At 74.0% G+C, this 12,417-nt stretch carries 11 protein-coding genes; 6 read left to right on the top strand and 5 right to left on the bottom strand.

Annotated features, from left to right (window positions below):
- Positions 1–156 precede the first annotated feature (156 nt).
- Positions 157–1,443, bottom strand: a complete 1,287-nt coding sequence (locus tag ACFQ6N_RS00440; RefSeq protein WP_380645885.1) for an Ig-like domain-containing protein — start codon at positions 1,441–1,443, stop codon at positions 157–159.
- Positions 1,444–1,790: 347 nt separating this feature from the next.
- Here ACFQ6N_RS00440 and ACFQ6N_RS00435 point away from each other — a divergent pair, with 347 nt between their 5' ends.
- Positions 1,791–3,050 (top strand): helix-turn-helix domain-containing protein, encoded by a 1,260-nt coding sequence (locus ACFQ6N_RS00435; protein WP_380645884.1) that lies wholly within the window; start codon positions 1,791–1,793, stop codon positions 3,048–3,050.
- Between the two features lie 216 nt (positions 3,051–3,266).
- Here ACFQ6N_RS00435 and ACFQ6N_RS00430 read toward each other — a convergent pair whose 3' ends face one another.
- Together ACFQ6N_RS00430 and ACFQ6N_RS00425 are read right to left on the bottom strand one after the other, a co-directional pair.
- Positions 3,267–4,385 carry a serine/threonine-protein kinase gene (locus ACFQ6N_RS00430; protein WP_380645883.1) on the bottom strand — a complete coding sequence of 373 codons (1,119 nt, stop codon included), beginning with the start codon at positions 4,383–4,385 and terminating at the stop codon, positions 3,267–3,269.
- Between the two features lie 128 nt (positions 4,386–4,513).
- Positions 4,514–5,128: a TetR/AcrR family transcriptional regulator gene (locus ACFQ6N_RS00425; RefSeq protein WP_380646141.1), complete on the bottom strand. Its 615-nt coding sequence runs from the start codon at positions 5,126–5,128 to the stop codon at positions 4,514–4,516.
- A gap of 139 nt (positions 5,129–5,267) precedes the next feature.
- Here ACFQ6N_RS00425 and ACFQ6N_RS00420 point away from each other — a divergent pair, with 139 nt between their 5' ends.
- On the top strand, positions 5,268–6,221 hold the full coding sequence (locus tag ACFQ6N_RS00420) for an alpha/beta fold hydrolase (protein WP_380645881.1): 954 nt from the start codon (positions 5,268–5,270) through the stop codon (positions 6,219–6,221).
- Positions 6,222–6,347: 126 nt separating this feature from the next.
- Here ACFQ6N_RS00420 and ACFQ6N_RS00415 read toward each other — a convergent pair whose 3' ends face one another.
- Together ACFQ6N_RS00415 and ACFQ6N_RS00410 are read right to left on the bottom strand one after the other, a co-directional pair.
- Positions 6,348–7,655 carry a sensor histidine kinase gene (locus ACFQ6N_RS00415; protein ID WP_380645880.1) on the bottom strand — a complete coding sequence of 436 codons (1,308 nt, stop codon included), beginning with the start codon at positions 7,653–7,655 and terminating at the stop codon, positions 6,348–6,350.
- Positions 7,652–8,314, bottom strand: coding sequence for a response regulator transcription factor (locus ACFQ6N_RS00410; protein WP_380645879.1), 663 nt, complete (start codon positions 8,312–8,314; stop codon positions 7,652–7,654). Before ACFQ6N_RS00410 ends, ACFQ6N_RS00415 begins: the two co-directional genes overlap by 4 nt.
- A 233-nt stretch (positions 8,315–8,547) precedes the next feature.
- Between ACFQ6N_RS00410 and ACFQ6N_RS00405 the strand changes: the two genes are divergently transcribed.
- From ACFQ6N_RS00405 to ACFQ6N_RS00390, 4 genes are read left to right on the top strand one after another with little or no spacing between them, the layout of a single operon-like run.
- On the top strand, positions 8,548–9,075 hold the full coding sequence (locus ACFQ6N_RS00405; protein ID WP_380645878.1) for a hypothetical protein: 528 nt from the start codon (positions 8,548–8,550) through the stop codon (positions 9,073–9,075).
- Between the two features lie 2 nt (positions 9,076–9,077).
- Positions 9,078–10,262, top strand: coding sequence for a peptidoglycan-binding protein (locus ACFQ6N_RS00400; protein WP_380645877.1), 1,185 nt, complete (start codon positions 9,078–9,080; stop codon positions 10,260–10,262).
- Positions 10,263–10,306: 44 nt separating this feature from the next.
- A complete protein-coding gene (locus ACFQ6N_RS00395) occupies positions 10,307–11,026 on the top strand; it encodes an ABC transporter ATP-binding protein (RefSeq protein ID WP_380645876.1) in 720 nt (239 codons plus the stop codon).
- Positions 11,023–12,318: an ABC transporter permease gene (locus ACFQ6N_RS00390; protein WP_380645875.1), complete on the top strand. Its 1,296-nt coding sequence runs from the start codon at positions 11,023–11,025 to the stop codon at positions 12,316–12,318. The genes ACFQ6N_RS00395 and ACFQ6N_RS00390 overlap by 4 nt, the downstream gene beginning before the upstream one ends.
- Positions 12,319–12,417 lie beyond the last annotated feature (99 nt).

Below are 12,417 nucleotides of genomic sequence, written 5' to 3'. Positions count from 1 at the left end.
GTCTCCGGCTCTCCTTCTCTCCGCGCGAGTTGACCGGTCGCCAGGGCCAGGTAGGTGCGGGCGGCGAGGTCGGGGGCGTCGGGCTGTTCGGCGACTGGCTGGGGCCCGGCGCGAGCACGGGCCCCGCGTCCGCGGCGAGGCTGGCCGTCCAGCGGGCTACCAGGCGGGCCCGGTGAGGTTCCAGCCGCTGAGGCCGTTGTCGGGGGCGACGGTCTTCTCCTTGCTGTTCACGACCTTGACGACGTCGCCGATCAGCGAGCTGTTGTAGAACGACCCGGCGACGGAGGAGTCGCTGCCGCCCTCCACGTCCTTGAGCGAGACGCAGCCATGGCTGGTGTTGGCCTTGCCGAACAGGTCGCGCTGGTACCAGTAGTTGCCGTGGACGTAGGTGCCGGACGTGGTCAGCCGCATCGCGTGCGGGGCGGCGGGGATGTCGTACTCCTTGCCCAGGCCGACGGTCTGGGAGTTCATGTGGGTGACCCTCTCCTTGGACATGATGACCATGGTGCCGCCCCAGGAGGGGTGCTCGTCGTCGCCGAGGGTGGCGGGCACGGTGGTGGTCTTGCCGTCCCGCTCGATCGTCAGCTGGTGCGTGGCGGCGTCCGCGGTCGAGATCTGGGAGCGGCCGATGGTGAACGGCTCGTCCTTGTCGATGTCGCCCCACACGCCCGGGGCGACTTCGACGCTCTTCAGCCGGTAGTGGATGGTCACCTTGGTGCCCGGCTTCCAGTAGTCGGCCGGGCGGAAGTCGATCCGGTTGTCGCCGAACCAGTGGCCCTTCACCTCGGTGCCGTTGTCCGTCTCGAAGGTGATCGCCTTGGCGACGGCCTCCTTGTTCACGACCTTCGTGCTGAAGTCCACCTTGACGATCATGCCCACGCCGTACGTCTGGCCGTCGGCGATGTTGTCGTTGGTCGACACCTGCTTGCCGGGCAAGGCGGTGGTGAAGGCGCTGGTGGCCGCGGCGACCAGACCGTCGGCGTCCGTCGCCTGGGCGTTCACCGTGTACGCGTTGCCGGGGGCGAGTGCGGCGGCGGGCTTCCAGCCGGTGCCGTCCGGGGCGATCGTGCCCTGGACGGGCTTGCCGTTCTTGTCCGTCACGTCGACGGTGGTGAGCTTGCCGTGGGAGACGGACACCCTGAGCGCGGTCGGCGCGACCCCTTGGGTCCCGTCCTTCGGCTCGACGTCCAGCACCGCGGTCGATGTCCTCGGCGTCGCCGCGTCGGGCGCCTCGCCGGAGGCGGCTCCGGAGGTGGCGGCTCCGGGGGTGGCGGCTCCCGGGGCGGCGGTGCCGGCCGGCGCGGCGTCGCCGCTGCCCTCGCCCTTGCCGTCGCCGCAGGCCGCGGTCATCAGCAGGACCCCGCCCATCGCCAGTGCCACCGCGCCGCGGTGGAGACGGTCGCTGGTGCGTATCGCGGCCCGGGCCGCCCGAACAGTGCTCACAGTTGCTCCCTCTCGGTGATTCGCCGTCAGCTTGTGCGCCGGTTCGTCCCGGCCGCAACGGTGGGCCGGCGATCAGGGACGCCGGGACGCCGTTACCCGGTTTGAACTGGGAAGACGTAATCTTCCTGGGACGCGTTCGCGGGGCTCAGGGAGGGCGCGGCCGGCTCCGGAGGTGCCCTCGGGGGAACCGTGGGACGGTCTGCGGCGTACTTGTCTGCCGGAGCTCGTGTCGGCCCGCGTCCGGGTGGTCCCGCGTCCGGGTGCTCCGGTGTCCGGGTGGTCCGGTGGCCGGCGGCGGCCGGAGGCGGGGGCGCCGCCGAGGGGGTTCACGAGCCGGTGGAGGAACAGTGCCAGAGGGGACCGGGGATTTGCGGGAGGCGGAGGAGGTCGCGCGGCTGCTCCAGGAGCTGAAGAGCCGGTCGGGGCTCAGTTACGGCGCGCTGGCCAAGAAGCTGCACGTGAGCACGTCGGCCCTGCACCGTTACTGCAACGGTGATGTGATGCCGGTGGAGTTCGCCCCGCTGGAGCGCCTCGCGCGGCTGTGCCGGGCGACTCCGGAGGAACGTACCGAGCTCTACCGGCTGTGGGGCATCGCCCACGCGGCGCGGGCGAACCGACAGGCGCCCGCGCCCGCAACTGCGCCCGAGACCGCTGCTGAGCCCGAGCCCGCACCTGCGGCGGAGGAACCGGCTGTGGGAGGCGCCGCCGGGGCCGGCGCGGCCGCCCCGGAGCGTGCCCCCGCCGTACCGCCGCGGCGGCGCGTGCGCCGGGGCGCACTCGCCGCCGTGACGGCCGCAGCGGTGCTCGCCGCCATCGGGGCCGTCGCCACCGGCCTTGATACCCACTCGGACGGTCCGCCCGCCCCCGTACCCGCCCGGGCCGTTGACGCCGGTCCGTCCGCCGAATCCCCGACGCCGGCCGCTGTCGACAAGCCCGTCGGCGCCGCCACTTCCACCGGTGCGGGCGCGAACCCGTCGGGGCCGACCGGCGCCGCGGACCAGGGCGCGAGCGCCCCGATCGCCGTCGCGGTCCACCCCTCGCACGGGGGCGCCGAGTGCGACAAGTACCTGGTCGACCGCCCGCCGTCGGAAGTCCCCCGCCCGCCCGCGCTGGTGGACGTCCCGGCCTGGGTCTCCCGGGTCGGCGCGGTCCCCGGCAACTACCAGTCGATCGAGCTCACTGTGCAGGGCACCGGCAGCGAGACCGTTGTGCTGACCGCCCTCAACGTCCGCATCGCCCGGATCGCGGCCCCGCTGGCCTGGAACGCCTACTCCATGGGTGACGGCTGCGGGGGCGGAGTCGGCGTCCACTCCTTCGACCTCGACCTGGACGCGGCCCTCCCCCGTCCGGTCGTGCTCAACGGCCCCGGCCTGCCGGTCAAGGTGAGCGAGCGGGACCCGGAGGTCATCGAGGTGACCGCCGCGACCACCTCCCACGACGTCAGCTGGTACCTGGAACTGGAGTGGACCAGCGGCAACCGCAAGGGCACGCTGACCATCGGCCCCGGCGCGGGCACGCCCTTCCGCACCAGCGCGCTCAAGGGCCGGCCGCTCTACAGCTACCCGACCGGCGGGAAGGCCTGGGAGCCCAGCCCCTTCCAGAAGTGACGGCCGAGCGGGGTCCCGCCACCGGAGCCCCGCCGCCGCCCGCCCTCCCGGAGCCGGGCCGACGCTTCGCCGAGTCGCCCCGTGCGTGGCCCGGGCGGACCCGTTGCTGTTCCGGGGCGCGGAGCGACCTCGACGGTCAGGTCCTCCTGGTGTGATCCGCGACGCGCACCCGACCTCCGGACATCCGGGCAGTCATCGTGCCCACCCCCTTCTTGCTTACTCGCAGTAGTGGTCCAGGACGGACGGCAGGTGTCGGGCCCATCGGGCGTAGGTTTCCTCGTCGGGGGCGGTCAGGGTGCAGTCGTACGGGACGTCCTCGGTGCACTCGATGAACAGCGTGCACTGCAGGGTGGCGGGCTTGAGGGTGTGGCTGATGCTCGCGATCCCGTCCCAGGGGAAGTCGATGCTGATACCGAGTCCGACCAGCCCGATCTCGATGCCGTGGGCGTCGATCACCACGGCGCGTTCGTCGTCCTCCGCGTGGATGGACCCGGGACGGGGGGACCCGGGGTCGGGGGAGGTGGTGGGTGCTGCGACGAGGGTGGGCGGGTGCCAGGCGCCTACGGCTCCGGTGAACGTGTCGAGCAGCTGTTCGGTGGTGGGCCGGCGGGCCGGGTCCTTCGCCAGGCAGGCGCCGACGACGCGGCGGAGGCCGTCCGGGACCGCCGAGAGGTCCGCCTCCGTGTGCACCGAGCGGTACATCAGCACCATCGGGGTGCCCGTGCCGAAGGCCCTTCCGCCCGCCGCCGCCACGAGTACGGCGCCGAGGGAGAACACGTCGGCGGCGCCCGTCACCTCCAGGCCCTCGGCCTGCTCGGGCGCGAGGTAGCCGGGGGTGCCGAAGGCGTGGCCCGTCGTCGTCAGGCGGGTCGACTCGACGGCGCGGGCGATGCCGAAGTCCAGGACCCGCGGACCGTCGGGCGCCATGATGATGTTGCCCGGCTTCAGGTCGCGGTGTACGAGGCCGCACGCGTGGACCGCCTGCAGCGCCTCCGCCAGCGCGGCGCCGAGCTGCCCCAACTCGCGTTCTTCCAGGGGCCCTTCGGTGGCGACCAGGCGGGCGAGGGTCGGGCCCGGTACGTAGGCGGTGGCGAGCCAGGGCGGTTCACCGTCCGGGTCGGCGTCCACCACCTGTGCCGTGTGGAAGCCGCCGACCCTGCGCGCCGCGTCCACCTCGGCGCGGAACCGGACCCGGAAGGCCCGGTCCGCGGCCAGCTCCGGTCTGGCGACCTTCACCGCCATCAGGCGCCCGCCCCGCGAGCGGGCCAGGTACACCGTGCCCATCCCGCCCGCGCCGAGTTCCCGCACCACGGCGTACGGTCCGATCCGCTCCAACTGCTGCCCCCTCGTTCGACCTTCGCACCTCGTTGTATCCGCCGCGGCCTGCCCGGCACCAGCCCTGGCCCGGTCCGGTGCGTCAGGTATCGGCGGGACTCGGCAGGACCCGGGCCCGGTCGGCCGTCTCAGCGGGCGGTGTCCCCGGACGCCGCGCGGGCGAGGGTGTCCGCCACCGTGGTGCAGGCGAGCCGGGCGACGGAGCGCAGTTCGGCGTCCGACGCGTCGGCGCGGCTCAGGACGGCCAGCGACTGGTTGACGGCGACGACGAAGGAGGCGAGTTCGTCGAGCGTGTCGGCGGCGGGGGCGGGGGAGTGGGTGGCCAGGGCCGTGCGTACCCGTCGGCGCTGGAGGTCGAGCAGGCCGCGCACCTGGGCGCTGTTCTCCTCCTTCAGCGTCGGCGACTGCGCGGCGGACTGGGCGACCAGGCAGCCGCGGGGGACCGACGGGTCGGCGATGCGGCTCAGGACGACCTCGTAGAACGCCTCGACCGCGCGCGCCGGGTCGCCGGGGTGGGCGGCGAGCGCCTGCTCGTACCGTGCGCCGTAGAGCGACGCGTAGCGGTCGAGGCAGCGGCCGAACAGGGCGTCCTTGTTGCCGAAGGTGCCGTAGAGGGAGCCGCGGCCGAGGCCGGTGGCGGCGGCGAGGGCGTCGAGCGAGGCGTCCGCGTAGCCGCGCTGCCAGAAGACCCGCATGGCCTGGTCCAGGGCCGTGTCGACATCGAACTGCTTCCGGCCGGCCACCGCTCGCACCTCCCGTTCCTACTACCCGCTGCCTGCTGCCTGCTGCCTGCCGTCAGCCTACCCGGGGGACGTCCGGATCCTGGACCGATCGGTCCAGCTATCTTTGACTGATCAGTCCAAGATGGCTAGCGTGCCGGTCATGAGCCTGTCGTCAGCCCACCTCCCGGTGCCCGAGGGCCCCGGTTCCGCGTCCGGCGCGCCGGACCTCCCGGCCCGCTTCGCCGACACCTTCACCAGCCGCTACGTCGACACCGGCGGCCCGCGCCTGCACGCCGTCACCGGCGGCGAGGGGCCCGCACTGCTCCTGCTGGCCGGCTGGCCCCAGACCTGGTACGCCTGGCGCCTGGTGATGCCCGCGCTGGCCAGGGACTTCCGGGTCGTCGCGGTCGATCCGCGCGGCGTCGGACTGTCCGACAAACCACGGGACGGGTACGACACCGGCACGCTCGCCCGCGACCTGGTGGCCCTGATGGACTCGCTCGGGCACCGCCGGTTCGCCATGGTCGGCCACGACATCGGGATGTGGACCGGCTACGCCCTGGCCGCCGACCACCCCGACCGGCTCGACCGCCTCGCCGTCGCCGAGGCCGCGATCCCCGGACTCTCCCCGAGCCCGCCGCTGTTCGGCAGCCGGGAGGCCAACGACCGGCTCTGGCACTTCGCCTTCAACCGCCTCGGCGACGTCAACGAACAGCTGGTCAGCGGACGCGAACACCTCTACTTCGGCCACCAGTTCGCCACGAAGGCCGCGAAGGCCCTGCCCGACCGTGCCGTCCGGCACTACGTCGACACCCTCGCCGGCGACCCGGAAGCCCTGCGGTGCAGCTTCGAGTTCTACCGGGCTCTGGACACGACCGTCGCGCAGAACGAGCGGCGCCGGACCCGGCGGCTGTCCCTCCCCGTCCTGGCCATCGGGGGAGCGGAGAACCTCGGTGCCGCGGTCGGTGCCACGATGCGGCTCGCCGCCGACGACGTGGAGAGCCTCGTGCTGCCCGGATGCGGCCACTACCCCGCCGAGGAGGCCCCGGAGGCCGTGCTGCGGGCGCTGACCGCGTTCCTGGCGCCCTACCGCGAGGGGTGGACCGCGCCGTAGGGCCTCGGGTGGTAGGACCCCGGGTCGTAACGCCCCGCGATGTACGGCCCTTTCGTACGGCGCCGTCAGCCCGTCCGTACGGGCGTCGTCAGCACGGCAGCTGTCGTCCGGGGTCAGCCGGACGCGCTATCCCGCCGTCCCTGCCTCCGGGGCGTCGCGCCGCGGCAGTTCGACGCGGACGGTGAGGCCGCCGTCCGGGTGCGGGGTGGCGGTGACGGTGCCCTGGTGGGTGAGGGTGATGGTGTGGACCACGGCGAGTCCCAGGCCGGCGCCGCCGGTGCGGTGTTCCGGGCCGCGTTGGAAGGGTTCGAAGAGGGCGGGGACCTCGCCCGGGTCGAGTACCGGGCCGGTGTTGGAGACCTCGATGAAGGCCCGCGTGCCGTGCGTTCCGGTGGCCATGGCGGCCGTTCCGCCGTGGTGGTTGTGCCGCACGGCGTTGGCCAGCAGGTTCAGTGCGATCTGGCGCAGGAGGGCCGGGTCCCCGGTGACCGGTGCGGGATCGAGGTCGGTGGTGACGGTGACCGCCGTGGCGGCCGCCTCGTCGGCCAGGTCGGCGAGGGCGTGCCCGGCGGTGTCCGCGAGGTCGACGGGGTGGGGGGTGAGGTTCTCGCTCTCGCCGCGGGCCAGGGTCAGCAGTGCGTCGATGAGGCGCTCGGTGCGGGCGTTGGCGTCGAGCGCGCGCCGGAGGGCGGGGAGCAGGTCGGCGGGGACGCGTCCCTGGGCGAGCGGGATCTCCAGTGCGGTGCGCTGGAGGGTGAGCGGGGTGCGCAGTTCGTGTGAGGCGTGGGCGGTGAAGCGGCGCTGGGCGGTGAAGCTGCGCTGGAGGCGGTCGAGCATGGCGTCGAAGGTGTCGCCGAGTTCGCGGACCTCGTCGTGGGGGCCGGTGAGGTCGAGCCGTTCGTCCAGCGAGGCGCCGGTGCTGCCGGTGCTGATCCGCCGCGCCGCGGCGGTGACCTGGTGGAGGCGGCGCAGCGAGTGGCGTGCGGCCCACCAGGCGAGCAGCGCGGCGAGGGCGGTGAACGCGGCGAGCAGCAGCAGGGAACGGGTCAGCAGGTCGGTGAGGACGGTGTGCTGGAAGTCGGCGAATCCCTGGGCGGGGGTGGTGGGCGCGGCGGGTACGGTGTCGGCGCCGGACGGGATGCCGGTGGGGATGCCGGTGGGGGTGCCGGTGGGGGTACCGGTGGGGGTACCGATCGTGGGGGTGCCGGTCGCCGTGCCGGTCGGGCCGGGCTCCAGCGGGGTCGGGCTTGCCAGTTCGACCGTGGGGACCACGAGGTCGCGGTTGGATTCGAGGAGCTGGCGGGCGCTCAGCCAGTTCAGCAGCACCAGGCCGCAGCCGAGGATGGCGAAGAGCGCGGTCGTGGCCAGGGTCAGCCTGGTGCGCAGCGGCAGGTCCTGCGGTGCCGGGCGGCGGCCGGTGCCGGTGCGGCTCACAGCCGGTACCCGTAGCCGGGGTCGTGGGTGATCAGCGGTGGCTCGCCGATCTTGCGGCGCAGGGAGTGCACGGTGACCCGGACGGCGGTGGTGGCCGGGTCCAGTGCCGGATCCCAGAGACGGTCGCGCAGCTGTTCGGTGGTGACGGGTGCGCCGCCCGCGAGGAGCAGCAGTTCGAGGACGCCGAGTTCCCTGGGCGTGAGTTTCAGCGGTCGGCCGTCGCGTTCGGCGATCCGGTGTACGGTGTCGAGGCTGATGCCGTGGCCGGTGAGCACGGTGGTGCCGGCGGTGCTGCCGGCGGGGGCGCGGCGGGCCAGCGCGCGCAGGCGGGCGACCAGTTCGAGGTAGGAGAACGGTTTGGAGAGGTAGTCGTCGGCGCCCTTGCCGAGGCCGTCGACGAGGTCGGACAGGGTGCCGGCGGCGGTGAGCATGAGGATCCGGGCCGGGTAGCCGGTGGTGTCCAGGGCACGGCAGACGGCGTCCCCGCTCAGATGGGGCAGGTTGCGGTCCAGGACCAGGACGTCGTAGTCGGCTGCGGCGGTCATTTCGAGCGCGCGGGCGCCGTCGTGGGCGATGTCGCAGACCATTCCCTCCGCGCGGAGGCCCTCGGCGAGCATCGCCGCCAGCTCCCTCTCGTCCTCGACGATCAGTACTCGCATCTGGTCCCACTCCGCTCGGATGTCGCTGGGTGCCGCGGTCGCGGCGCTCCGGGGCCTGCGTCGGGGGCCCGCGCCGGCGGCCCGGGGTGCCTTCGCCGCGCGGGGGCGGCCCGGCGGACCAAGGATGCCCCGGCGGGCGTTAGCCGGCGGTTAGGCGCACGTTCACCGGTGGCTCACCGGCCGGTCCGTAGAACTGCTGGGGTCAGCACCGGACCCCAGCAGGGAGAGCAGGAATGCGTACCGAGACGACCGTACGGGCCGTACTGGCGGCGACCGCCGTGGCGGTGGCACTGGCGGTGGGCGGGTGCTCATCGCAGGACCAGGCCCCCCGGGTGGCGGGCGACCGCAACGGGGGCAGGAGCGCGCCGCAGGACGACGACGCGGTCCGCAAGGCGTGGGTGGACTGCATGCACCAGCAGGGGCAGACCGGCGTCCAGCAGGACAAGGACGGCAACATCACCGTCCCGGCGGCCGGGACCGACTCCGGCTCGGCCGGCGACTACGAGCCGGCGGCCAAGACCTGCGACGCCAAGGTCCCCGGGATCCACCAGGTCAAGCAGAAGAACAACGAGCGGTTCGTCGAGATGGCCCGTGCCTTCGTCGCGTGCGCGAGGAAGAACGGGTACCCGGACCTGCCCGACCCCGACCCGAAGAACGGCATCCTGGAGATCCCCGGAGCCTCGTTCGACGCGGCCAAGTGGGACGCGATCCAACCGGCCTGCGGCAAGCTCCCGATGCCCGGCTACCACCTCGGCCAGTGACCATGGACCACACCACCGAAACCCCCGGCCCCGGCCCCGTCACCGCCGCCCCCGCCCCCGCCGACGCGCCGCCGGCCCGCACCCGCGGCCGGCGCCGGAAGGCCGCCGTCTCGCTCGCCCTGGTCGCCGCGCTCGCCGGCGCCGGCACGCTGGCCGCCACCCGCCCCTGGGAGCACGGCACCTCCTCCGCCGGGCAGCCGTCCCCCGGCCACGACACCGTCGTGGTGCAGAAGGGGTCGCTGTCCAGCGGCATCCAGGTCGGTGGAGCGCTCGTCTACGACGCGTCCACCCCCGTCGTCGCCGCCGGCCACGGAACGCTCACCGCCCTTCCGGCGGTGGGCTCCGTGGTCAAGGCGGGCGCGAAGCTCTACGAGGTCGACGGCCAGGCCGTCGTGCTGCTGCGAGGAGAGCGGCCGATGTGGCGTGACCTCGGCCCCGGTGCCGGCGACGGCCCCGACGTCGCACAGCTCAAACGGAACCTGATCGACCTCGGTCACGCCGACGGACTCGGCCTGGCGGCCGACCAGAAGTTCACGGAGGGCACCGCCGCCGCCGTCAAACGCTGGCAGAAGGCCCTCGGCGTGAAGCAGACCGGGACCGTCACCCTCGGCAGCGTCGTCATGCTGCCGCAGCAGGCCGTCCGGGTGCAGCAGGTCGGCGCACAACTCGGCTCGGCCATCGGGACCACCGCGGTCATGACCGTGACCGGCACCGACCTCGTCGCCACCGTGAAGCCCGCCGACAACCAGCTCTCCCGGTTCAAGCCCAACGGCCGGACAGCGGTGAAGCTGGCCGACGGCACCACCATCACCGGGCACATCCGCTCCCTGCTCCGGGAAGCCGCGGGCGGCGGCGGGGACTCCGGGCCGGGAGGCTCCGGCGGTGGCGCCGGGCCGGAGAAGACCACCGTCACCATCGCCCTGGACGACCAGCAGCAGGCCCAGCAGGCCGGGCCCTCCTCGGTGACCGTCAACGTCGTCGGCGACACCGCCGATGACGCGCTCATCGTCCCCGTCACCGCGCTGGTCGCCCTGGACGGCGGCGGCTACGGCGTCCGGGTCGTCGACGGTAGCGGCGCGGGCGCTCCCACCCGGCTGGTGACGGTCCGGCTCGGCCTGGTCGCCGACGCCAAGGCGCAGATCACCGGAGACGTCCGCGGCGGCGACCAGGTGGTGATCCCGAAGTGACGCCCCACCACCACCCGCCCACCGGGCCGGCGGCGAAGTCCCCGGTGGGGACCGGCACGGAGACCCCCGTCCTGGAACTCACCGGCGTCACCAAGGAGTACCCCGGGTCACCGCCCCTGCGCATCCTGCACGGCATCGACCTCACCGTCGCCCCCGGTGAACTCCTCGCCGTCGTCGGCCCCTCCGGCTCCGGCAAGTCCACCCTCCTCGCCCTGCTCGGCTCGCTCGACCGCCCCACCAGCGGACGGCTGCGCTTCGAGGGCCGCGACCTGTCCGACCTCTCCGACCCCGAACTGGCCGCCCTGCGCGCCCACCGGATCGGCTTCGTCTTCCAGCAGTTCTTCCTGCTGCCCGGACTCAGCACGGTCGAGAACGTCGCCACCGGCCTCCTCTACAGCGGCGCCCCCGCCTCGCTCCGGCGCGCCGATGCCGCCCGGGCCCTGCGCGACGTCGGGCTCGGCCACCGGCTCGACCACCGCCCCGACCAGCTCTCCGGCGGCGAGAAGCAGCGCGTCGCCATCGCCCGCGCGCTCGTCGGCCGCCCCGCGCTGCTGCTCGCCGACGAGCCCACCGGCGCGTTGGACAGTGTCTCCGGCGCGGCCGTCGTCGACCTGCTGCGCACCCTGAACGCCAACGGCACCACGGTCGTCGTCATCACCCACGACCGCGAACTGGCCGACTCCTTCCCCCGGCGCATCGGCATCCACGACGGCCGCGTCGACTTCGACGAGCGCCACCCGCACCCCGCAGGAGCCGGCCCGTGACCTCCCCCCGCGAACACCGCCCCCGCGAACACCGCCCCCGCGAACACCGCCCGCGCGAACACCGCCCGAGCCGACACCGCCCGCGCCGGACCCGGCTGCGCCGGACCCGGCTGCGCCGGACCCGGCTGCGCCCGACGGACCTGCTGCGCCTGGGCATGATCGGGCCGCGCACCCGCAAGACGCGCTCCGCCCTGTCCGCCCTCGGCATCTGCCTGGGCATCGCCGCCGTCATCGCCGTCACCGGGATCTCCTTCTCCAACCAGGCACACCTGCTGGCCCGCCTGGACCAGCTCGGCTCCAACCTGATCACCGTCTCCCCCGGCAAAGGAGCCGACCAGCAGCCGGTTCCACTGCCGGCCACGGCCGAGAAGATGCTCGCCGATATCGCGCCAGTCCAGCAGGTGACGGCGACCGGCGCGACCAAGGCCCAGGTCTACCGCAACGACCTCGTGCCGCCGCAACAGACCGGCAGCATCACCGTGCTGGCCGCCCGGCTCAACCTGCTCGACGTCCTGCACGCCACCGTACGCAGCGGGCGGTGGCTCGACGGGGCGAGCGAGAGCCTGCCCGTGACCGTGCTCGGCGACCAGGCCGCCCAACGGCTCGGCGTCACCGCGTCCGGCGAGCGGGTCTGGCTGGGCGGACAGTCGTTCATCGTCACCGGGATCCTGGCCCCGAACGAACTCGCGCCCGAGATCGGCACCGCGGCCCTGGTCGGCTGGCCCCAGGCCACGGCCCACCTGGGCGCGGACGGCACCGCCGCCACCGTCTACCTCCGCTCCCATCCCGAACGCGTCCCCGACGTGCAGGCCGTGGCCGGAGCCACGGCCGACCCCGCCAGCCCGAGCACCGTCGCCGTCAGCCGCCCCTCCGACCTGCTCACGGCCCGGTCCGAGGCGAAGAGCGCCCTCACCGGGCTGGTCCTCGCCCTCGCCGCGGTCGCCCTGCTCGTCGGCGGCGTCGGCATCGCCAACACCATGGTGGTCAGCGTGATGGAACGCCGCGGCGAGGTCGGGCTCCGCCGCGCACTGGGCGCCCGAGGAGGCCAGATCGCCGTCCAATTCCTGCTCGAAGCCGTCCTGATGGGCCTCATCGGAGGCCTCGCGGGCCTGCTGCTGGGCGGCCTCACCGTCTACGGCTACGCCCTCGCCCAGGACTGGCCCGCCTCCATCCCCCTGCCCGTCCTCGTCGCCGGACCGCTGGTGTCGGTGCTGGTGGCCGCCGTCGCCGGAATCTACCCGGCCCTGCGCGCGGCCAGGGCATCCCCCACCGACGCCCTGCGCTCGACCTGACCGCGGCCCGGACCACAGCCCGGGACCGTAGGCGGTACGGGGCATCCCCTGCCCCGTGCCGCCTACGGTCCGCCCCGTCGTGTGGTGGCAGGGCCCCGG

Source organism: Kitasatospora sp. NPDC056446, assembly GCF_042796115.1.
GTDB lineage: Bacteria > Actinomycetota > Actinomycetes > Streptomycetales > Streptomycetaceae > Kitasatospora.
The sequence above is the reverse complement of the archived record's forward strand: the minus strand, read 5'-3'. Positions and strand labels throughout refer to the sequence as shown.